Source organism: Mycetohabitans rhizoxinica HKI 454 (assembly GCF_000198775.1).
Taxonomy (GTDB): Bacteria; Pseudomonadota; Gammaproteobacteria; order Burkholderiales; family Burkholderiaceae; genus Mycetohabitans; species Mycetohabitans rhizoxinica.
This window is the reverse complement of the sequence record NC_014722.1, coordinates 789,015-809,558: the sequence shown is the minus strand read 5'-3', so window position 1 is coordinate 809,558 and position 20,544 is coordinate 789,015. Positions and strand designations below refer to the sequence as shown.

General features: G+C 62.9%; 15 protein-coding genes, 1 tRNA gene and 2 pseudogenes. 6 read left to right on the top strand and 12 right to left on the bottom strand.

Translation table 11 applies throughout. The features are described from left to right. Positions 1 to 77: 77 nt before the first annotated feature. The 5 genes from pstS to RBRH_RS03610 form a co-directional block, all read right to left on the bottom strand. Positions 78 to 1,109 (bottom strand): phosphate ABC transporter substrate-binding protein PstS, encoded by a 1,032-nt coding sequence (gene pstS / locus RBRH_RS03630; RefSeq protein WP_013434614.1) that lies wholly within the window; start codon positions 1,107 to 1,109, stop codon positions 78 to 80. A 255-nt stretch (positions 1,110 to 1,364) separates the two neighbouring features. After that, positions 1,365 to 2,720, bottom strand: coding sequence for a phosphoglucosamine mutase (glmM, locus tag RBRH_RS03625; RefSeq protein WP_013434613.1), 1,356 nt, complete (start codon positions 2,718 to 2,720; stop codon positions 1,365 to 1,367). A gap of 92 nt (positions 2,721 to 2,812) precedes the next feature. After that, positions 2,813 to 3,709, bottom strand: coding sequence for a dihydropteroate synthase (gene folP, locus RBRH_RS03620; protein WP_041753192.1), 897 nt, complete (start codon positions 3,707 to 3,709; stop codon positions 2,813 to 2,815). 79 nt (positions 3,710 to 3,788) lie between these two features. Then, complete coding sequence (ftsH, locus tag RBRH_RS03615; RefSeq protein ID WP_013434611.1) at positions 3,789 to 5,681, bottom strand: ATP-dependent zinc metalloprotease FtsH; 1,893 nt, start codon at positions 5,679 to 5,681, stop codon at positions 3,789 to 3,791. Between the two features lie 204 nt (positions 5,682 to 5,885). Beyond that, the gene (locus tag RBRH_RS03610; RefSeq protein WP_041753191.1) at positions 5,886 to 6,542 is read right to left on the bottom strand and encodes an RlmE family RNA methyltransferase; all 657 of its coding nucleotides are present in this window, start codon (positions 6,540 to 6,542) and stop codon (positions 5,886 to 5,888) included. Between the two features lie 104 nt (positions 6,543 to 6,646). On the opposite strand from RBRH_RS03610, the gene RBRH_RS03605 reads away from it, so the two are divergent. Next, positions 6,647 to 7,234 carry a YhbY family RNA-binding protein gene (locus RBRH_RS03605; protein WP_013434608.1) on the top strand — a complete coding sequence of 196 codons (588 nt, stop codon included), beginning with the start codon at positions 6,647 to 6,649 and terminating at the stop codon, positions 7,232 to 7,234. A 116-nt stretch (positions 7,235 to 7,350) separates the two neighbouring features. Here the strand turns inward: RBRH_RS03605 and RBRH_RS03600 are convergent, their stop codons facing one another. The 5 genes and pseudogenes from RBRH_RS03600 to RBRH_RS03580 all read right to left on the bottom strand — a co-directional run bounded on the left by RBRH_RS03600 (position 7,351) and on the right by RBRH_RS03580 (position 14,599). Further along, positions 7,351 to 7,821, bottom strand: a complete 471-nt coding sequence (locus RBRH_RS03600) for a DUF4149 domain-containing protein (RefSeq protein WP_013434607.1) — start codon at positions 7,819 to 7,821, stop codon at positions 7,351 to 7,353. A gap of 35 nt (positions 7,822 to 7,856) precedes the next feature. Further along, positions 7,857 to 8,333, bottom strand: a complete 477-nt coding sequence (gene greA / locus RBRH_RS03595) for a transcription elongation factor GreA (protein WP_041754109.1) — start codon at positions 8,331 to 8,333, stop codon at positions 7,857 to 7,859. 146 nt (positions 8,334 to 8,479) lie between these two features. Beyond that, positions 8,480 to 11,736, bottom strand: a pseudogene (gene carB / locus RBRH_RS03590) (carbamoyl-phosphate synthase large subunit). A gap of 132 nt (positions 11,737 to 11,868) precedes the next feature. Then, positions 11,869 to 13,029: a glutamine-hydrolyzing carbamoyl-phosphate synthase small subunit gene (carA, locus tag RBRH_RS03585; protein ID WP_041753190.1), complete on the bottom strand. Its 1,161-nt coding sequence runs from the start codon at positions 13,027 to 13,029 to the stop codon at positions 11,869 to 11,871. 291 nt (positions 13,030 to 13,320) lie between these two features. Continuing rightward, a pseudogene (locus RBRH_RS03580) lies at positions 13,321 to 14,599 on the bottom strand (MFS transporter). A gap of 108 nt (positions 14,600 to 14,707) precedes the next feature. Between RBRH_RS03580 and RBRH_RS03575 the strand changes: the two are divergent. Beyond that, positions 14,708 to 15,328 carry a LysR substrate-binding domain-containing protein gene (locus RBRH_RS03575; RefSeq protein WP_013434601.1) on the top strand — a complete coding sequence of 207 codons (621 nt, stop codon included), beginning with the start codon at positions 14,708 to 14,710 and terminating at the stop codon, positions 15,326 to 15,328. Between the two features lie 5 nt (positions 15,329 to 15,333). Here RBRH_RS03575 and RBRH_RS03570 read toward each other — a convergent pair whose 3' ends face one another. Both RBRH_RS03570 and gloB read right to left on the bottom strand, forming a co-directional pair. Next, the gene (locus RBRH_RS03570; protein ID WP_013434600.1) at positions 15,334 to 17,058 is read right to left on the bottom strand and encodes a transglycosylase SLT domain-containing protein; all 1,725 of its coding nucleotides are present in this window, start codon (positions 17,056 to 17,058) and stop codon (positions 15,334 to 15,336) included. Positions 17,059 to 17,278: 220 nt separating this feature from the next. Continuing rightward, positions 17,279 to 18,121, bottom strand: coding sequence for a hydroxyacylglutathione hydrolase (gene gloB, locus RBRH_RS03565; RefSeq protein WP_013434599.1), 843 nt, complete (start codon positions 18,119 to 18,121; stop codon positions 17,279 to 17,281). 21 nt (positions 18,122 to 18,142) lie between these two features. Between gloB and RBRH_RS03560 the strand changes: the two genes are divergently transcribed. The 4 genes from RBRH_RS03560 (at position 18,143) to RBRH_RS03545 (ending at position 20,499) form a co-directional block, all read left to right on the top strand. After that, positions 18,143 to 18,955: a class I SAM-dependent methyltransferase gene (locus tag RBRH_RS03560; RefSeq protein WP_013434598.1), complete on the top strand. Its 813-nt coding sequence runs from the start codon at positions 18,143 to 18,145 to the stop codon at positions 18,953 to 18,955. 47 nt (positions 18,956 to 19,002) lie between these two features. Further along, positions 19,003 to 19,452, top strand: a complete 450-nt coding sequence (gene rnhA, locus RBRH_RS03555; RefSeq protein ID WP_013434597.1) for a ribonuclease HI — start codon at positions 19,003 to 19,005, stop codon at positions 19,450 to 19,452. Positions 19,453 to 19,504: 52 nt separating this feature from the next. Further along, complete coding sequence (dnaQ, locus tag RBRH_RS03550; RefSeq protein WP_013434596.1) at positions 19,505 to 20,248, top strand: DNA polymerase III subunit epsilon; 744 nt, start codon at positions 19,505 to 19,507, stop codon at positions 20,246 to 20,248. Between the two features lie 176 nt (positions 20,249 to 20,424). After that, positions 20,425 to 20,499: transfer RNA gene (locus RBRH_RS03545), tRNA-Val, on the top strand. The last annotated feature ends 45 nt before the right edge of the window (positions 20,500 to 20,544 follow it).

The following is a 20,544-nucleotide window of genomic DNA, read 5'->3' as shown; positions in this document are numbered from 1 at the left end:
ACCGCTTGTCGTCAAAGCACCACGCGCCGGCGCGGCGCGAAGCGGTTGCGCCTGCCCGCGCCGACACGGGATGCCGGTTACTCGGCGAGCGCCTTGCCCGCGCCGTCCTTCACCTTCGACTTCCACTGCGTGCGAATTTCACTGACGACCGATTCCGGCAGTGAAATGTAGTCCAGCTCGGTCGCGGCCTGCGTACCGTTCTTGAATGCCCAGTCGAAGAACTTGAGCGTCTCCTTGCCTTGCGCGGGCTTGTCCTGCGCGGTGTGCAGCAGCACGAACGTCGCACCGACCACCGGCCAGGCTTGCTTGCCCGGCTGGTTTGTCAGGATTTGGTAAAACGACTTTTTCCAGTCGGCGCCGGCGGCCGCGGCCTTGAACGTTTCAGTCTTCGGCTCGACGACCGTGCCAGTCTGGTTCTTCAGCGCAGTGAAGGTCATATGATTTTGCTTCGCATAGGCCCATTCGACATAGCCGATCGAGCCAGGCAGGCGCTGCACGAACGCGGCCACGCCGTCATTGCCTTTGCCGCCGATGCCCACCGGCCAATTCACCGTCGTGCCTTCGCCAACCTTTGACTTCCACTGAGTGTTCACCTTCGACAGGTAGTTTGTCCAGATGAAGCTCGTACCCGAGCCGTCGGCGCGGCGCACCACGGCGACATCGGTATCCGGCAGGTTCATCTTCGGATTGAGCGCGGCAATCGCCGGGGCATTCCACTTCTTGATCTTGCCCAGGTAGATATCGCCCAGCACTTCGCCGGATAGCACCAGTTCGCCGGCCTTGATACCCGGCACGTTGATCACCGGCACCACGCCGCCGACCACGGTCGGGAATTGGAACAGGCCATCCTTGACGAGCGCATCGTCCTTCAGCGGTGCGTCCGAGCCGGCGAAGTCAACCGTCTTCGCGATGATCTGCTTGATGCCGCCGGATGATCCGATGCCCTGGTAGTTGACCTTGCCACCGCCCGACTTCCGATAGGCATCGGCCCACTTCGTATAAATCGGCGCCGCGAACGTGCTACCCGCGCCGGTGATATCGGCAGCCTGCACGGACCAGGCAAACAGGGCGCCGACAACGCCGGCGATCGCGGTATGCATCGATTTCATGAGACCTCCAGGACCAGGGGTGAGCGGAGTCGAAACATCGAGAAGCTTAGGCGGGGAACGTGACAGTCATGTGACATTCGGTGACTAAACCGTGACAGTCACATTGCCGATCGTAAGATGCCCGCGGCAGTGAATCTGCTCCGCCTGCGGGCTTCTAGTCCAGCTGTGGGCTTGCGGTTCAGCCTGCAGGCCTGCGGTTCGGCTTGCGGACTTCCGGTGCAGCCTGCGAACTTTTTACCGCGCCGGCGCCACAGGTTACCCCGTGGTCGCCGCGCGCGCGACTTCGGCGATCGCTTGAGCGTGACCGTTTGCCTCTTCCGCCCGCTGCGCCTCGACCATCACGCGCAATACCGGTTCAGTGCCAGACGCGCGGATCAGCACGCGGCCGCACTGGCCCAATGCGCGCTCAGCCTGCGCGACGACTTCACGAATCGCGGCGCTGCCTTTCCAATCAGCGCCCGGCGTCATCCGCACGTTGACCAGCGTCTGCGGAAATAACGTCAGCCCGCCGAGCAGTTGAGCCAGCGTCTGACCGCTACGTTTGATCGCGGCGAGCACGAGCAGCGCCGATACGATGCCGTCGCCGGTCGTATGGCGGTCCAGCGACAGGATGTGGCCGGAGCCTTCGGCGCCGAGTTGCCAACCTCGTTCGCGCAGCTGCTCCAGGATATAGCGATCGCCTACCGCGGCGCGCACGAATTCAACGCCGAGCTGCTGTAGCGCGACCTCCACCGCTAGGTTCGTCATGAGTGTGCCAACCGCGCCCGGCACCACTCCGTGTGTGGCGATGCGGTCCTTCACGAGTACGTACAGCAACTCGTCGCCGTTATACAGGCGGCCGGACGCGTCGACGACCTGCAACCGGTCCGCGTCACCGTCCAGCGCGATGCCCAGATCGGCGTGATTGGCACGCACGGCCGTCACCAGCGTGTCAGGCGCGGTCGCGCCCACCCCGTCATTGATATTGAAGCCGTTCGGGGCAACACCAATCGGCACGACCTCGGCTCCCAGCTCATGGAACACGTGCGGCGCGACCTGATATGCCGCGCCATTCGCACAATCGACGACGAGCTTCAGTCCACGCAGGTCGAATGCGGCCGGAAACGTGCCCTTGCAGAACTCGATATACCGTCCTGCCGCGTCATCCAGGCGCCGCGCCTTGCCAAGATGCTCGGACGGCGCACACGTCATCGGCTGCTCGAGTTGGTTCTCGATCGCATGCTCGACCTCGTCGGGCAGCTTGTTGCCGTCGCCCGAAAAGAACTTGATACCGTTGTCGTAATAAGGGTTGTGCGACGCGCTGATCACGACGCCGGCGGCCAGTCGCAGCGCGCGCGTCAGATACGCGATGCCTGGCGTGGGCATCGGCCCGGCCAGCATCACGTCGATGCCGGCCGCCGAGAAACCCGCTTCCAGCGCCGCCTCGAGCATATAGCCCGAAACTCGCGTGTCCTTGCCGATCAATACGGTCGGCCGCCCACTGCCCGTGGTGTCCGCGCCGGCCAGCACCTTGCCCGCCGCATAGCCGAGCCGCAGCACGAAATCCGGGGTGATCGGCGGCTCGCCCACCTTGCCGCGGATACCGTCCGTGCCGAAATAACGACGACTCATGTTGAACTCCTCTTTTTCATACTGTGCGACGCGTCCGCAGGCGTGCGCCGCACACGCCGCAACATGCGTCGCCTTTGTTGCTGTTTATCGTTCTAGCTGTGCACGGACTGGGCGTCGCACCACGGTCGTGCCCGCATCGCCTGCCAGACTTTCAATGCATCGACCGTCGGCGCGACGTCGTGCACGCGCACAATCGCCGCGCCCCGATCGACCGCCGCCAGCATGCCGGCAAGACTGCCGGCTATGCGCTGCTGCGGCACGCTGCGACCTGTGGCCGCGCCGATCATTGACTTACGCGACAGCCCCACAAGGATCGGCACACCAGCGGGCACGGCGTGCGGCAATTCACGCAGCAGTGTGAAATTGTGCTCGGCCGTCTTGCCAAAACCAAAGCCCGGATCGACACAGAGCCGGTCCGCGGCAATCCCGGCGCGCTCCAGTGACCGGATCCGCCCGTCGAGAAAGTCGCGAACATCCGCGACGACATCGCGGTACTGCGGCTCGCGCTGCATCGTACCCGGCTCGCCTTGCATATGCATCACACACAGCCCGCAACGCGTGTCGCGCACCGCATCGAGCGCGCCGGGCTGACGCAGGCCCCAGATATCGTTGATCAAGTCCGCGCCGGCGTCGAGCGCGGCACGCATCACCTCGGGCTTGTACGTATCGATCGAGATCGGCACGCCCGTATCACGCAACGCGTCGATCAAAGGCAACACCCGCGCCAGCTCCTCGTCCAGTGGGAGCGGCGGTGCACCGGGCCGCGTCGATTCGCCGCCGATGTCGATCAGGTCGGCCCCCTCGTCAATCATCTGCTGAGCGCGCGCCTGCGCGGCCTCGTAGCCGATGAAACGTCCGCCATCGGAGAACGAGTCTGGCGTCACATTCAAAATGCCCATCACTAGGGGCCGCGCCAGCGTCAGCCTGAAGCGGCCGCATTGCAACGTCGCGCCGGCGACCAGGCCGGTTGCGCTAGGAGTGCTCGACATTGAACAGCAATACTCAGTAGAAGAAAATGACAAAGGGCTGGTGCACCAGCACCAGCCCTTGGCGGGGAAACGGCTGCGGTTACGCGGGAGCGGCCGCGCCCGGCGCGGGCTTCACCTCAGCGCCGCCACCCGTGCCACCGCTCGGCGCGTCGCCAGACGGCGGAGGCAGGTTCTTCGGTGGACGCGGGTCATTGCCCGACATGATGTCGTTGATCTGGTCGGCGTCGATCGTTTCCCAATCGAGCAGTGCCTTGACCATCACCTCGACCTTTTCACGGTGCTCCTCCAGCAGCTTGCGCGCGAGCCCATATTGCTCGTCGAGGATGCGGCGAATCTCCGCGTCAACCTTCTGTTGCGTAGCCTCGGACACCGAACGCGACGACAACCGGCCGAGCATGCCGTCCTGCTCCGTATCGATATAGACCATCGTCCCAAGCACGTCGGACATGCCATATCGCGTCACCATGTCGCGGGCCATCTTGGTCGCCCGTTCGAAGTCATTGGACGCGCCGGTGGACATCGAATTCAAGAAGACTTCCTCAGCAGCCCGGCCGCCAAACAGGATCGCGATCTCCTCGAGCATCTTGTCACGGTACAGATTGACGCGATCATGCTCGGGCAGCTGCCACGTGACGCCCAGCGCCCAGCCGCGCGGCATAATCGTTACCTTGTGCACCGGATCAGCGTGCGGCAGCAGCTTTGCGACGACCGCATGGCCCGACTCGTGATACGCGGTATTGCGACGCTCCTCTTCGCGCATCACGGCTGACTTGCGCTCCGGACCCATGAAGATCTTGTCCTTGGCATCCTCGAAATCCTGCATCTCGACGATGCGCTTGCCACGCCGCGCGGCGAACAGCGCCGCCTCGTTCACCAAGTTCGCGAGGTCCGCGCCGGAAAAGCCTGGCGTGCCGCGCGCCACCACCGATGCATCGACATCGTTCGAAATCGGCACTTTGCGCAAGTGGACTTTCAGAATCTGCTCGCGTCCACGGATGTCCGGCAAGCCGACGTAGACCTGACGGTCAAAGCGTCCGGGACGCAGCAGTGCCTTGTCGAGCACGTCGGAGCGATTGGTCGCGGCAATCACGATCACGCCCGAATTGGCCTCGAAACCGTCCATCTCGACCAGCATCTGATTGAGCGTCTGTTCGCGCTCGTCGTTGCCGCCACCCATGCCGGCGCCGCGATGGCGGCCGACCGCGTCGATCTCGTCGATGAACACGATACAGGGCGCGTGCTTCTTCGCCTGCTCGAACATGTCACGCACGCGGGCTGCGCCCACGCCGACGAACATTTCAACAAAGTCCGAACCCGAAATACTGAAAAACGGCACTTTCGCCTCGCCGGCGATCGCACGCGCAAGCAGCGTCTTACCGGTTCCCGGCGGTCCGACGAGCAGCACGCCGCGCGGAATGCGGCCGCCGAGCTTCTGAAATTTCTGCGGATCGCGCAGGAAATCAACCAGCTCGGACACTTCCTCCTTCGCCTCATCGCAGCCCGCGACGTCGGTAAAATTCACCGCATTGTTGTTTTCATCGATCAGCCGCGCACGCGACTTACCGAACGAAAACGCCCCGCCTTTGCCACCACCCTGCATCTGTCGCATCATGTAAAACCAGAACCCGATGATCAGAATCGTCGGGCCAAGGTAGTACAGCGCAGACACCAGCGCGTTCGGTTCATCATCCGCCTTGCCGCTGACCTGCACACCGTACTTCATCAGGTCGCCGACCATCCAGATGTCGCCGGGCGACACAATCTGGTACTTCTGGCCGTCCGCAGGAGTGACGGTGAGGTTGCGGCCCTGGACGACGACGTTCTTGACCTTGCCGTTCTTCGCGTCGTCCATGAACTGCGAATACGTGACGCCTTCCGGGACGCGGGGCTTGTCGAACTGCTTGAACACCGTAAACAGCACCAGTGCGATGACAAGCCACACTGCCGCCTTGGAAAACATGTTGTTGTTCAACGCACCACTCCTTCACTCATATAGGGCAGCATCCGACTTTCAGTCAGAAAGCCAACCACCCTCAGGCATTCTAATCCAGTCCGCCTCCCCCTGCCATAGCGATTGGCTCTCGGGCGGATAGCGAAAAATTTGAAAAACCACGCGCTTCACGCGTTTCAGCGCGCCATGCCGAAACGGTGCGCTACCGAACCGATATTGCTGCATTTACGCTCGCGGATGCTTCAGCATCCGACCGAGAATAAACGTTTCCGACGATTTGTCGCGCGAGGCCTTCGGCTTGCGCGCCGCCACGCTCCTGAACTGGTGCTTGAACCGCTCGACGATCTGACTATAACCGCTGCCGTGAAAACACTTAACTAACAGCGCCCCCTGTGATGTCAGGTGATTCTGCGCGAATTCGAGCGCCAAATCGCATACGTGCTCGATCCGCGCTGCATCCGCTACCGCAACACCCGACAGGTTGGGGGCCATGTCGGAAATGACAAGGTCTACCGCGCGACCCTCGACGGCCGCCTCCAACTGCGCCAGTACCGCATCGTCACGGAAATCGCCCTGAATAAACGTCACGTCGGCGATCGGTTCCATGGGCAGCATATCCAGCGCAATGATCGTGCCATCAATGCCACCGCTGGCACGGTGGGAGCCGGCCGCCAGCTTGTTGCGCGCGTATTGGCTCCAGCTTCCCGGTGCGGCGCCCAGGTCGACAATCACCTGCCCGGGCCGAATCAGCTTATCCTGCTCGTCGATTTCCTTGAGCTTGTACGCCGCGCGTGCCCGATACCCGTCGCGCTGCGCGAGCTTGACGTACGGATCATTGATGTGGTCATGCAACCACGACTGATTGAAACGATTTTTTGCCATAAAACAGGTTAAATGTGGCCCGAGCGACACGGTGACGGCTCTTTTAGCGGATAATACGCGTCTTTGCGGCCGTTGGCCGTGACCCTGCTTGACGGATTACCCTCATGCCTGCTCTTACCCTTTCCTCCGCCGAGCGCAGCGCGCTGCGCTCGCAAGCCCATTCGCTCAAACCAGTCGTGCTGATCGGCGCAGACGGCTTGACCGACGCGGTGCTCAACGAGATCGACGTGCACCTGAACGCGCATGAGTTGATTAAGATCCGCGTGTTCGGCGACGAGCGCGACGAGCGCGCGGCGCTTTACGACACGATCTGCGACCGTCTGTCGGCGGCGCCCATTCAGCACATCGGCAAGCTGCTGGTGATCTGGAGGCCGCAGCGCGACGACACCGAAGCCAGCACCCCGCGCGGCAGTGCATCGCGCACCCGCGCGACCAAGACCCAGGCCGCGGCGCAGCGCAGCACCGACGTGCCGAGCGCCGGCACCGCGCGCTGCGCCGCGCGCCGCGACACATCGACGACCGGTGCCGCGCCACGCGTCGTCAAGGTGGTAAAACCGTCCAGCACAGTACGACGCCCAAAGCCGCAATTGGTCAAGGTACTCGGCAATGAACGCGTCACCGCTGGCGGCAATGTTAAAAAGGCGAAAAAGCGGCAGACGAGTCTGAAGCGCCAACATCAGTCTAACAAGTAGGCACAACCAGCCTGCTACCGGACCCCGTGCGTCCCCGCGCGACGCTTGCTGGCATGCGATTGCGCCCAGCCTGCACGGCGAACGCGCCACGATTGCAGCGAAGGCCGATCGATCGCTCAGAACATCGACCGCGTGGCAACTGGCAGGCGCCACACCAGCACAAGGCCAAGCAGGCTTTGCACCAGATAGAGGGCGCTGGACGCGACGTGCAACGCACCAAAGCGCGCCGCATAGACGGAATGTCCGACATCGGTCCCGGCGTGCTGCGCCGCGACGCGCAATTCATTCATGAACGGCTGCAGCGCGAAATAACCGACCAGCACGCAGACCAGCATCGCGACGATCACCCAGCGCGCAGCCCGGTACGTCCGGTCGCCGCGCTTAACGAACGCGTGCGCGAACCCGAGCAACACGATACCGGCCACCACGCCGATCATTGCCTGCGTGTGGAACAGTGAGGCGGCGACCGTGCCCGCGCTCGCGCGATCGAGCGACGCGAACAGGGTCGGCGCAGCCACGTAGCCGATGCTGACGAGACTGCCAACCCATAGCATCGCGAGCAGGCGGAACAGGCGCTGTGCAATCATCGTTCAAATGCCGTAATCAACAGGAACATGACATTTTACTCGTAGCGTACCGCGATAATCTCGTACTCGCGCACGCCGCTGGGCGCTTGCACCGCCGCCACATCGCCCTCAAACTTGCCAATCAACGCGCGAGCAATCGGCGAGCTGACCGAGATCAGCCCATGCTCGAGATCCGCCTCGTCGTCCCCGACGATCTGGTAGGTAACCTTGTCACCCGAATCGAGATCCTCGAGATCGACGGTGGCGCCAAATACGACGCGCCCGTCCGCGTCGACCGCCTTCGGATCGATGATCTGCGCGGCCGACAATTTTGACTCAAGTTCAGCGATGCGGCCCTCGATAAATGCCTGCTTCTCCTTCGCGGCATCGTACTCGGCGTTTTCCGATAAATCACCTTGTGCACGCGCCTCGGCGATCGCGTGGATCACCGACGGACGCTCGACCGACTTCAGTCGTTGCAATTCGTCACGCAGTTGGTCAGCACCGCGCTTCGTCAGTGGAATAGTGCTCATAAACGGCTCAGGATTAAAAAAATTACCGCGGTTGATCGCATCCCATTCCGGGATACCGCTCAACCGCGGCTCATAGGGCTATTTCGGGTACCACCGACGGGTACAGACGCATCTTACCTCATCTGCGCAAACCGCCGGATCGATGATCAGTTTAGGCGAGCGTGAAGCCCTTGTAAATCATAGACCTCGAGGTTTTTCAAATAGCGCAGCCCTTCGACTGCAGCGCGCGCGCCAGACATCGTCGTGTAGTACGTCACCTTGTTCGCCTGCGCGCTCATGCGGATCGAGCGCGAATCAGCAATCGCGGTCCGGGTTTCATCGACAGTCGTGAACACGAGCGCGATCTCGCCGTTCTTGATCATGTCGACGATATGCGGCCGACCGTCCTTGACCTTGCTGACGACTTTGACCGGCACGCCGGCAGCCGCAATGGCCGCGGCCGTTCCCTTCGTCGCGACCAACGGATAGCCAAGCTCGTGCAGCATGCGCGCTACCTCGACGGCCTTGGGCTTATCCGCGTCCATCACGGTCAACAGCACGGTGCCCGACGCGGGCAGCCGCGAGCCGGCAGCCAGTTGCGACTTGAACAACGCCTCGCCGAACGTGCGTCCGACGCCCATCACTTCACCGGTCGAGCGCATTTCCGGTCCCAACACCGGATCGACAGCCGGGAACTTGATGAACGGGAACACCGCCTCCTTCACGCTGAAGTAAGGCGGCTCAACCTCCCGTGTCACCCGCTGCGCGGCTAGCGTCTGTCCGACCATCGCGCGCGCGGCAATCTTGGCCAGTTGCAACCCGCTCGCCTTCGACACATACGGCACCGTGCGGGACGCGCGCGGATTGACTTCCAGCACGTAGATCACATCGCCGAGCGTACCGTCGGCCTGCGGCACCTGCTGAATCGCGAACTGTACGTTCATCAGCCCGATCACGTTCAGCGCTCGCGCCATCGCCGCGGTCTGCCGCTTCAGCTCGGTCACGGTTGCGGCCGACAGCGAGTACGGTGGCAGCGAGCATGCGGAATCGCCAGAGTGCACGCSCGCCTGCTCAAATATGCTCCATGACGCCGCCGATGAAGACCGCATTGCCGTCACAGATGCAATCGACATCGCATTCGATCGCATCATTTAAGAACCGGTCCAACAACACCCGGCGAGTCGTTCGATACCTTGACCGCCTCGCGCATGTAGCGTTCCAGGTCGCGTGGCTCATGCACGATCTCCATCGCGCGGCCGCCCAACACATAGGAGGGCCGCACGACAAGCGGATAGCCGATCTCGCCGGCCAGCCGCAGCGCTTCGTCCTCGGTGCGGGCGGTCCGATTCGGTGGCTGACGCAGGCCGAGCGATTGCAATAGCTTCTGGAAACGCTCGCGGTCCTCGGCCGCATCGATCATGTCTGGCGAGGTGCCCACAATCGGCACGCCATTGGCCTCTAGATCCAGTGCGAGCTTCAGCGGCGTCTGGCCACCGTATTGCACGATCACGCCGAGCGGCTTTTCCTTGTCGACGATCTCGAGCACGTCCTCCAGCGTCAGCGGCTCGAAATAGAGCCGATCCGACGTGTCATAGTCAGTCGACACCGTTTCCGGATTGCAGTTGACCATGATCGTCTCGTAGCCGTCCTCGCGCATCGCCAGCGCGGCATGCACGCAGCAATAGTCGAACTCGATGCCCTGGCCAATCCGGTTTGGGCCGCCGCCCAGCACCATAATCTTCTTGTTCGTCGTCGGCTGCGCCTCGCACTCCTGCTCGTACGTCGAGTACAGGTAGGCGGTTTTCGTCGCAAACTCCGCCGCGCAGGTGTCCACGCGCTTGTAGACCGGCCGCACATTCAATTCGATGCGACGCGCGCGCACCTCGGCCGGGCTCGCGCCCGTGAGCTTGGCCAGACGCCGGTCCGAAAAGCCGCTCTGCTTCAGGTACCGCAACTCGTCGCGCGACAGGCTGACCAGCGAGCGTGCGGCGAGCGCTTTTTCCTTCAACACGATCTGCTCGATCTGGGCGAGGAACCACGGATCAATCGCGGTTTCGTCAAAGATTTCGTCGCGCGACAGGCCCACGCGGAATGCGTCGCCGACATACCAGATCCGGTCCGGACCCGGCGTGCCGATCCGCTCGATGATCTCGTCGCGGTCCGTGGACTTTTCGTCCAGCCCGTCCACGCCGACCTCCAGCCCCCGCAGCGCCTTCTGAAACGATTCCTGGAACGTGCGCCCGATTGCCATCACCTCGCCGACGGACTTCATCTGGGTCGTCAAATGCGGATCGGCCTCGCGGAATTTCTCAAACGCAAAGCGCGGCACCTTCGTGACCACGTAGTCGATCGTCGGCTCGAACGAGGCCGGCGTCTGGCCGCCGGTAATCTCGTTCTTCAACTCATCCAGCGTATAGCCAACCGCGAGCTTGGCCGCCACCTTCGCGATCGGGAATCCTGTTGCCTTCGACGCAAGCGCGGACGAGCGCGACACGCGCGGATTCATCTCGATCACGATCATGCGGCCATCGCGCGGATTGATCGCAAACTGCACGTTTGAGCCGCCAGTGTCCACCCCAATCTCGCGCAGCACCGCGAGCGACGCGTCGCGCATCAATTGGTATTCCTTGTCGGTCAGCGTCTGCGCGGGCGCGACGGTAATCGAATCGCCGGTGTGGATGCCCATCGGATCGAGGTTCTCGATCGAGCAGACGATGATGCAGTTGTCGTGCCGGTCACGCACGACCTCCATCTCGAATTCCTTCCAACCCAGCAGCGATTCCTCGATCAGCAACTCACGCGTGGGCGACAGGTCTAGGCCGCGCTTGCAGATCTCTTCGAACTCGACACGGTTGTATGCAATACCGCCCCCCGAGCCGCCGAGCGTGAACGATGGCCGGATCACCACCGGATAGCCCGCGCCGCCGGTCGCCTGGGCAATCTCGGCCTGGACCTTCAGCGCCTCTTCCCACGAGTGCGCAATCCCCGACTTGGCCGAGCCCAACCCGATCTGGTCCATCGCCTCCTTGAACTTCTGCCGATCCTCGGCCTTGTCGATCGCCGCGGGCGACGCGCCGATCAACTCGACGCCGTATTTGTCCAGCACGCCGTGCCGATGTAGGTCTAGCGCGCAGTTCAGCGCGGTCTGGCCTCCCATCGTCGGCAGGATCGCGTCGGGACGCTCCTTCGCAATGATTGTCTCGACGACTTCCCAGGTGATCGGCTCGATGTACGTGACGTCGGCCGTGTCCGGGTCGGTCATGATCGTCGCCGGATTGCTGTTGACTAGGATCACCTTATAGCCTTCCTCGCGCAGCGCCTTGCACGCCTGCGCGCCGGAATAGTCGAACTCGCACGCCTGGCCAATGATGATCGGCCCCGCGCCGATGATAAGGATACTGTTGATGTCTGTCCGCTTGGGCATAACGCTACTCGCTGGTGTGCGCGTGTATCGCGCTGATATTCGTGTCTTCGGTATTGCGGTGCGGCGCATGTCGCACACGCGCCTGCACGCCGCCTGGCGCACAGCGGGCAATGAGCCGCCCGCCGCGCGGCGCTATGCAGCGCTCGTGGCGCAGTTGCGGCCGCTCTTGCTCGCCTCGATCAGGTCAACGAACCGGTCGAACAGGTAGCCGATGTCGCGCGGCCCCGGCGACGCTTCCGGGTGCCCCTGGAAGCAGAACGCGGGCTTGTCCTGCAGCGCGAACCCCTGCAGCGTGCCATCGAACAGCGATACGTGCGTGACCTTCGCGTTGGCCGGCAGCGTCGACGCGTCGACCGCGAAGCCGTGGTTCTGCGAGGTGATTACAACCTTGCCGTTGTCCAGATCCTTGACCGGATGATTGGCGCCATGGTGGCCGGTCTTCATCTTCAACGTCTTCGCGCCGACAGCCAGCGCCATGACCTGGTGGCCCAGGCAAATGCCGAACGTCGGCACGCCGCGCTCGATCAATTCGCGCGTCGCGGCGACCGCGTAATCGCACGCTTGCGGATCACCAGGCCCGTTGGACAGGAACACGCCATCCGGATCCAGCGCGAGCGCGTCGGCGGCGCTCGATTGCGCAGGCAGCACGGTTACATGGCAGCCGCGCTCGGCAAGCATGCGCAGAATATTGCGCTTGATGCCATAGTCGAACGCGACCACGCGGTGCTGCGGCGTTTGTTGCGCCCGGTAGCCTTCACCCAGGCGCCATTCGGCCTCGGTCCACTCGTAGCGCGCGTGCGTCGACACGACTTTTGCCAGATCCATGCCGGCCAGGCCCGGGAACGCGCGCGCCAGCTCGACCGCCTGCTGTTCGTCAGTCCCGACGAGGATGCAGCCGTTCTGCGCGCCCCGCTCGCGTAGGATGCGGGTCAAGTGGCGCGTGTCCAGGCCGGCAATCGCGACCACGCCCTCGCCGGCCAGATAGTCAGACAACGTGCGCTGAGCACGGAAATTCGACGCCAGCACCGGCAGGTCGCGAATCACCAGGCCGGCTGCATGGACGCGACTCGACTCGACGTCCTCGCTATTCACACCGACATTGCCGATGTGCGGATACGTCAGCGTGACGATCTGGCGCGCGTAGCTAGGATCGGTGAGGATTTCCTGATAGCCGGTGATCGCGGTATTGAACACCACCTCACCAATCGTGTGGCCGGTGGCGCCGATCGAGTAGCCGCGCAAAACGGTGCCATCGGCAAGCGCAAGCAGAGCGGGAGAAAAAGACGGCAACACGGGAGGCTCCTTCCGGGAACACCCTGCTGCCGACCTGTCGTCCTTGTCCGGGGGGCGCATTGTCCGCCTCCGAGGCCAATTCGGCTCACGAACGACGCGTACAAGCGGCCCCGCTGCGGGCGACAGCTCCGATAGCATCGGGCGCGCGGCGGACGAGCGGTTTGGGGGAGGTAGGCGCTAGGGTGCGGGTTAATTAACTTAAACTTTCAAATTATAGCTTGAAACCGACCCTGCCTCAAACCCATCGGTTCAACGACCCAGTGTCGGCCACGCTTCAGTTTTAGTCCATTTTCACCGGATCGGCTCGTCCTCAGCCGTCCCGGTCGCCCCCTGTGGCCACTCGCGCGCTGCCCGAGCGTCGCGAGCCGGCATGAAGTACCCAATTGCAGCAAGCCCTTGCACTACAATCAGCGCGACCCAGACCCACTGATGCGCGTGAACCGGATAATGGCCGCCCCGCTCCGGCCAATGACCGAGCGCCGCGCCAATCGCCACTTGCAGCACAAAGATCCCAAGGAAAATCACTAACGTGAAACTCGTGTTCACGCGGCCAATCAGGCGCACCGGGAAGTGCTTGGCAAGCACGGCATAGGTAAGAATGCCGCTGCCGCCCAATGCGCCATAGGCGGCCCACACCACCATCGGCGGCAACGGCACGCGAGCGGCGATAAGCCCCTGCACCAGCACGAACAACACCATCGTGACGCCAGAGAATCGATATACCGACACGCCCCAACGCTCGAGTGTGCGGGCCAGTGCACCAAAACCAATATTGCCTGCAATGAAAGTGGCACCGAGCACCGATACGCTCGATGCGGCACGGGCCGCGGCATCCGGCAACGACTGGAACGTGACGTCGCGTAGGAATGCACCGATCCATAGCGACTGCCATCGCGTAGAACACGCTCTGCGTCAAGCCCGAGAACGTTGCCAGCTTCCAAAAGCGGCGGCTGCGCACGACTTCCCACGTGCCTTGCAATTGGGCCAGCACACCCGCGCGATGTTGCGGTTCCCGAGTATGGGGCCCGAACACCCAAATCGATGCCGCCACGACGAGCGTGAGCACCGCCAGTGCGATACAGAGGGTGCGCCAGCCCGTTACCGACAGCAGCCAGGTCAACGGCGTGCCCACGACTACCCCGCCCAGGCCGCCCACCACCATCACGAGCCCATTCACGACTGTCAACTGGGACGCAGGGAAATGCTGCGCCGTCGCCTGGAACGCGCCACCGAGGCATACCGACACGCCGACGCCGATCAGCAAGCGGCCGAGCATCATCGAACCGAAGTCCTGCGCGAGACCGAACAGCAAGATGCCCGCGGCGGCCACAAGCATCACCGCGGCTGTCACGCGCCGCGCGCCAAAGCGGTCCAGCAGCACGCCGACCGGGATCTGCGCGCCGGCAAAGCCGAGGAAATACATGCTGGTCAGCGTGCCGAGGTCACTCGACGATAGTCCAAACTCGTTGGCCAACAGCGGCGCGAAACCCAAATTGACGCCTCGGAACACATACGACACGAAGTAGCCGATCGAAAAAACGACAAAGATGCGGATTCTGCTGGAAGTCATAGTCTGTGCTTGGTGCGGCGGCGGCCTATCGAACGCCGATTATTGGACAGGCGAGGCGACATGGCCAACGAGAAATTTCAACCCGCGCTGTGAGTATAATTTGACGCGATGAGCCCTCCACTGCCGCCACTGCAAGCGCTACGGGCGCTGGAAGCCGCATCGCGCCGGCGCAGTTTCAGTCGTGCCGCCGAAGCATTGCATTTGACGCATAGCGACTTCTACGACCGGCACCCGCTGGTGGACCTGGCGCTGCGCATGCACGCCGAGGTCGAGCCGCCGGATCCCTATTCAGTGGACGTCGGCATCTGGCATCGACGGGTCGAGGAGCCTGGATTCGAAGCAAGGAAGCTGCTCGACGACCAGGTCGTCGCGGTGTGCCATCCGACGCTGCTTGCCCACTATCCAGATTTCCGGATCGAGCAATTGCCGTCGATGCCGTTGCTGCGCTTTACGCGGCGCTCCTGGCGGGACTTCTTCAATGCGGCGGGGTTGGACGCGGACGAGCCCACGCGCGGACCGATCTTCGACGACTCAGCGCTGCTGCTGCAAGCCGCGCTCGCCGGCCAGGGGGTGTGCACCACACGGCTGCAGCTTGCGCGGCGCTTCATCGATCGGGGCGAGCTTGTGCAACTGGACCACATCAGAATTGCGGCATCGCTCGTTCTGACACAATATCCCGCCCGATGGAGCATCATACGCGTGCCCCCGCAACGCGCCGCCGATGCATAAGTCGCCTAGTTTGCCTTGCGTCTACGCGCGTCGCCTGTGGTCTTCGCGCGGCTCACGACTGCGGCCTGGGTCTTACCGGCAGACGCCCGCGCCGCCTTGCCGGCCCGGGTGGATACGGCAGTGCCCGCCGACTTCGCCGCCCCCTTGCCCGCCTTCACCCCGCCGGCCTTGCTGCGGACCGGCTCGGCAACGCGCACGATGCCCGCACGGCCTCTGCGCGCACCGTAGCGCGAAACCGCCCGCCTGTCCTGCGCGCGCGCCGAAATCTTTTCCACGCGGCCCGCGCGCGGCGCCGGCACCTTCTTTACAATCACCCGCCCGACTGGTACGTGCAACATCAGCCGCTGACCCGCCATCACCGTGTTGCGCCGCGTATGGTTCCATGCCTTGATCTGTGCGACGCTCACGCCATAGCGCTGGGCCACCGCCGCCATCGACTGCCCGCGCCGCACACGGATCAACATCTTACGCGTATCGGGCACGTCCGGCTCCATCGCGAGTACGGCGTTTTCCGCGACGTCGGCGCTGATATCCTCGTCGTCGCCATCGTCCTTGGGCACCAGCAGCGTCGAGCCGGGCTTGAGCCGCATGCCGGCTGGAATCTTGTTGACCGTCATCAGCATGCCGGAGTCAACGCCGATTTTCTTGGCCAGCACCGCCGGAGTCGCGCGCTCGGTCACCTTGTACGTTTTCCACGTCGACAGGTTTCCATCGTAGGCCTTCAGGTTACGCTCGAACACATTCGCGTTCTCAAACGGCAGCAGGATCTGCGGTTGCGATGCGCCGAGAATCACCGGTTGCTTGAAGCCGGGGTTCAGCGAGCGGAACTCGTCCAGCGAAAGGCCTGCGAGCTTGGACGCCACCTTGACGTCGATGTCGCGCGCGGTCGTCACCGTAACGAAGTACGGGTGATTCGGGATATCCGGCAACGTCAGCCCATATTGCCGCGGGTTCATTACGATGTTTTTCACCGCCTGCAGCTTGGGCACATAATTGCGCGTTTCGGCCGGCATCGGCAGGCTTTGATAGTCGGTTGGCAGCCCGCGCGCTAAGTTGCGCGCAATCGCACGTCGCACGCTGCCTTCGCCCCAGTTGTACGCGGCCAGCGCCAGATACCAGTCGCCGAACATGCCGTGCAGCTTCGTCAGATAATCGAGCGCCGCACTGGTCGAGGCGACGACGTCGCGCCGTTCGTCCTGAAACATGTTCTGTTTCAGTTTGAAGGTGCGGCCCGTGCCGGGCACGAACTGCCACATGCCGGCGGCCTTCGCGACCGAGAGCGCATGCGGGTTGAACGCCGACTCGACGAACGGCAACAGCGCCAACTCCGTCGGCATGTGCCGTTGCTCAAGCTCCTCAACGATGTGATACAGGTACTTCTTTGAGCGTTCGGTCATGCGCTCGACGTAGTCGGGGCGCTGTGCGTACCAATTCGTCTGCATGTCGACCAGATTGCTTTGCAGGTCCGGGATCTGGACGCCGGCGCGAATCCGGCTCCATAAATCATCGGAGCCTTGCAGTTCTTGCACGCTGCCATGATCAACGTCGATGGTGTGTTTGGACGAGGACAGCGCGGCATGCTTTTGGATGGGATTGCCTTCGACGGGTTGCAGGTTCTGCGAGGTGGCAAGCGCGGAGGAAGCCGGTTGAGAGGATTGCGCCGTATTCGTGCCGCTGCTCGCGCAGGCGGCGAGCAACAGTGTCAACAGCACGCTGAGTATCAATCGCATCGAACGTCTCGGATTCCAAAGGGGCGCCGGAAAATTGGGTCCGATAGTACGCAGAACGCGTGCGGCGCGTCAACCCAAAAACTGTAAAAAAGCCTGCAAAATCCAGGCATTGAGGGCTGTTCTTCAGGTTTCGTGTGCAATCCGCCATCGATGTGAGGGTCTCGACATGCGGCGTCGTTGGAATAAATGATGACGTCCGGATTCACCGACGCGGTTGACGTCAGCGAAAGACGTTCTTCCATTCGCGCAACGCAGCAAAGGTGTCGAGCCGCCCGCTGACGTGCACATGACGTTTGTCGGCCAGTTGCTGCCGGATCGACGGCAGATGGGCGCGCAGGAATGGATTGACGCGCTTCTCATGACCCACCGTAGTCGGCACCGTCGCCACCCCATCAGCGCGTAAACCCTGCGCCCGGTCCCGCCAGACGAGCAAATCTGCGTTGTCCGGCTCCACCGCGAGCGCGAATGCAATATTGGACAGCGTGTATTCGTGCGCGCAATGCACTTCGGTGGCGTCGGGCAGCGCCGCCAGCGCGTCCAGCGAGGCAAGCATCTGCTGCGGCGTGCCCTCGAACAAACGCCCGCAACCACTGGCAAATAGCGTGTCGCCGCACAGCAGGTGCGGCACGGGATCCTCGCCGGCCGCTGCGAAATAGGCGATATGCCCACGTGTATGCCCGGGTACGTCAATCACGGACAATACCAACCGAAGCGGCTCGATCCGGATTTCGTCCCCACCCGCGAGCGGGTCCGTGACTACCTGAATGGTCTCGCTGCCCGGACCGTATACCGGAACCGCGCCGTGTGCGCCACACGTCTGGATCAACGTGGCCACTCCGCCGACATGGTCGGCATGGTGGTGGGTGAGTAAAATAGCGGTCAGCCGCAAGCCTTGTCGCTGCAGGAAGTCGGCGACCGGCGCGGCATCGCCGGGATCGACCACTGCAGCGTCACATCCGTTCGAGATGACCCAGATATAGTTGTCCTCGAACGCCGGAACCGGGATGTATTGCAACCCGCCACCGGCGTCACGGGCTGATCTGGCTTCCAACGGTACGTTCATCGCGCAGGACCCATAGATACAATGTCGAACCGACCGATTATAGACTGGCCAACCTGGACCGAATCACCACCGGGGCGATACGTGCTCGCGTGGGAGCAAAGCCAACTCGATCGCCTGGTGTCCGACATGTTCGGCTATTACGCGCTGCAGTTGGGCTTGCCCCAGCTCGATGCGTTGCGCGAGAACCGCATGCCATGCCGCGGCCTGGTGCTGGACGCGGCCAGCGGCGCGAGCGCGCCCTATCGATTGCCGGGCCAGAATAGCCATGGCGCCGCCGATACCGGCCAGCGCCACGCGCCGCCGCAACGCGAAACGCTTTGGTGCGATTTCCTGGACCTGCCGTTCGAGTCGCAGAGCGTGGATCTGCTGATCCTGCCGCACACGCTCGAGTTCACGCACGATCCGCATCGGCTGCTGCGCGAAGCCGAACGCGTCCTCGTGCCAGAGGGACGACTAGTGATCGTCGGTTTCAACTCGCTGAGCCTATGGGGCATGCGGCAGTCGATCAGCCGCCGCGGCGGCCATGCGTTCGTGCCAGCGGCACACGACCTGATCGCCTTCACGAGAATGAAGGACTGGATCAAATTGCTCGGCTTCGAACTGGATCGTGGCCGCTTCGGCTGCTACCGTCCGCCGGTGGACACCGAGAAGTGGCTCGCGCGGTATGCGTTCATGGAAGCGGCCGGCGATCGCTGGTGGCCGATTTTCGGCGCGGCATACATGATCACCGCGATCAAGCGGGTGCATGGCATGCGGCTAATCGGCCCGGCCAAAATCAAAAAACAGGCGCTCACGCCGGCGCTGAATCCGGTTGCGACGCCAAACGCTAACTGACAACGCCGGCGTGCGCCGGCGTTGCGTGCCACCCTATCGACGAACTTATGGAATCCAACACCCTCATTGAGATTTACACGGACGGCGCATGCAAAGGCAACCCGGGTCCGGGCGGCTGGGGCGCACTGCTGCGCTTCGGCACGCAGGAAAAAGAGCTGTTTGGCGGCGAGCGCTCGACGACCAACAACCGAATGGAGCTGATGGCCGTGATCGCCGCGCTCGAGGCGCTGAAGCGGCCCTGCAAGGCGGTCGTCCATACCGACTCGCAGTACGTGCAAAAAGGCATCAGCGAATGGATTCACGGCTGGAAGAAGAAGAATTGGATGACTGCCGCGAAAACACCGGTCAAGAACGCCGATCTATGGCAACGTCTCGATGCGCTGAGCGTGCTGCACGAGATCGAATGGCGCTGGGTCCGCGGCCACGCCGGCCATCCGGAAAACGAGCGGGCCGACGCACTGGCCAACCGAGGCGTGACATCGCTCGAGCAAGCGTGAGCCGCGTGCGGACGCGCCGCGCGCTAAACTTTTCTGAACAGGCAATCCCACCATGCGTCTTCTTGTTCTCGACACCGAAACCACTGGCCTAAACGCCAAAGGCGGAGACCGGATCATTGAAATCGGCTGCGTCGAAATCGTCAATCGGCAGCTGACCGGCAACAACCTGCACTTTTACGTCAATCCGGAGCGCGACAGCGATCCCGGCGCGTTGGCCGTGCATGGATTGACTACCGAGTTCCTGCGCGACAAGCCGAAATTCGCGGAAATTGCCGATGCGCTGCGCGATTTCGTCAAGGATGCCGACATCATCATTCATAACGCGCCGTTCGACATCGGCTTTCTCAACGCGGAATTTGCGATGCTGGGACTGCCGCCGTTTTGCGATCATTGTGGCGAAGTGATCGACACGCTAGTGCAGGCCAAGGCGATGTTTCCCGGCAAGCGTAACTCACTGGACGCCCTGTGCGAGCGCTTCGGCATTAGCAATGCGCACCGCACGCTGCATGGCGCGCTGCTCGATGCGGAATTGCTGGCCGACGTCTACCTAGCGATGACACGCGGCCAGGAAAGCCTGGTCATCGACATGCTGGCCGACACGCCGGGCTCAGGATCGGTAGCCACGACGCGCGTGTCGCTCGCCCAGTTTGAGTTGCCCGTCATCAGTGCGAGCGATGACGAGCTTGCCGCCCACGCGGGTGTGCTCGACGAACTCGACAAAGCACGCAAAGGGCCGTGCGTATGGCGGGAGCCGCCGCAGTCGGTGAGTGAAGCCGCCCCCGCGGCTGCCGCGTGATACGGCGGCGTGCCGCGCGCGTCGGTGCGGTGTCGACGGATACGCACGTGATTAACACGCGAGCAGGCCGGTGCCACTGCGGACCCGGTCGAGCACCGAATACCGATAACGCAGCCCGAGCCTGTGAAAAGCGCTTTACGGATCCTGCAAGTCCTGTCATAATCGCTGACTCAGTTGGGTGGTTAGCTCAGCGGTAGAGCACTGCCTTCACACGGCAGGGGTCACTGGTTCGATCCCAGTACTACCCACCAATGAATTCAAGCAGTTAAGCATGCTAAGCGCCTTCTAGTTTGGCC

Excerpts from the sequence above, each read along its gene's own strand:
- RBRH_RS03600 (WP_013434607.1), bottom strand. The coding sequence starts at position 7,821 with ATGATTGCACAGCGCCTGTTCCGCCTGCTCGCGATGCTATGGGTTGGC.
- pstS (WP_013434614.1), bottom strand. The coding sequence starts at position 1,109 with ATGAAATCGATGCATACCGCGATCGCCGGCGTTGTCGGCGCCCTGTTT.
- RBRH_RS03575 (WP_013434601.1), top strand. The coding sequence starts at position 14,708 with ATGAGCCCTCCACTGCCGCCACTGCAAGCGCTACGGGCGCTGGAAGCC.
- RBRH_RS03610 (WP_041753191.1), bottom strand. The coding sequence starts at position 6,542 with ATGGCAAAAAATCGTTTCAATCAGTCGTGGTTGCATGACCACATCAAT.
- gloB (WP_013434599.1), bottom strand. The coding sequence starts at position 18,121 with ATGAACGTACCGTTGGAAGCCAGATCAGCCCGTGACGCCGGTGGCGGG.
- folP (WP_041753192.1), bottom strand. The coding sequence starts at position 3,709 with ATGTCGAGCACTCCTAGCGCAACCGGCCTGGTCGCCGGCGCGACGTTG.
- rnhA (WP_013434597.1), top strand. The coding sequence starts at position 19,003 with ATGGAATCCAACACCCTCATTGAGATTTACACGGACGGCGCATGCAAA.
- RBRH_RS03570 (WP_013434600.1), bottom strand. The coding sequence starts at position 17,058 with ATGCGATTGATACTCAGCGTGCTGTTGACACTGTTGCTCGCCGCCTGC.
- RBRH_RS03605 (WP_013434608.1), top strand. The coding sequence starts at position 6,647 with ATGCCTGCTCTTACCCTTTCCTCCGCCGAGCGCAGCGCGCTGCGCTCG.
- RBRH_RS03560 (WP_013434598.1), top strand. The coding sequence starts at position 18,143 with ATGTCGAACCGACCGATTATAGACTGGCCAACCTGGACCGAATCACCA.
- dnaQ (WP_013434596.1), top strand. The coding sequence starts at position 19,505 with ATGCGTCTTCTTGTTCTCGACACCGAAACCACTGGCCTAAACGCCAAA.
- greA (WP_041754109.1), bottom strand. The coding sequence starts at position 8,333 with ATGAGCACTATTCCACTGACGAAGCGCGGTGCTGACCAACTGCGTGAC.
- glmM (WP_013434613.1), bottom strand. The coding sequence starts at position 2,720 with ATGAGTCGTCGTTATTTCGGCACGGACGGTATCCGCGGCAAGGTGGGC.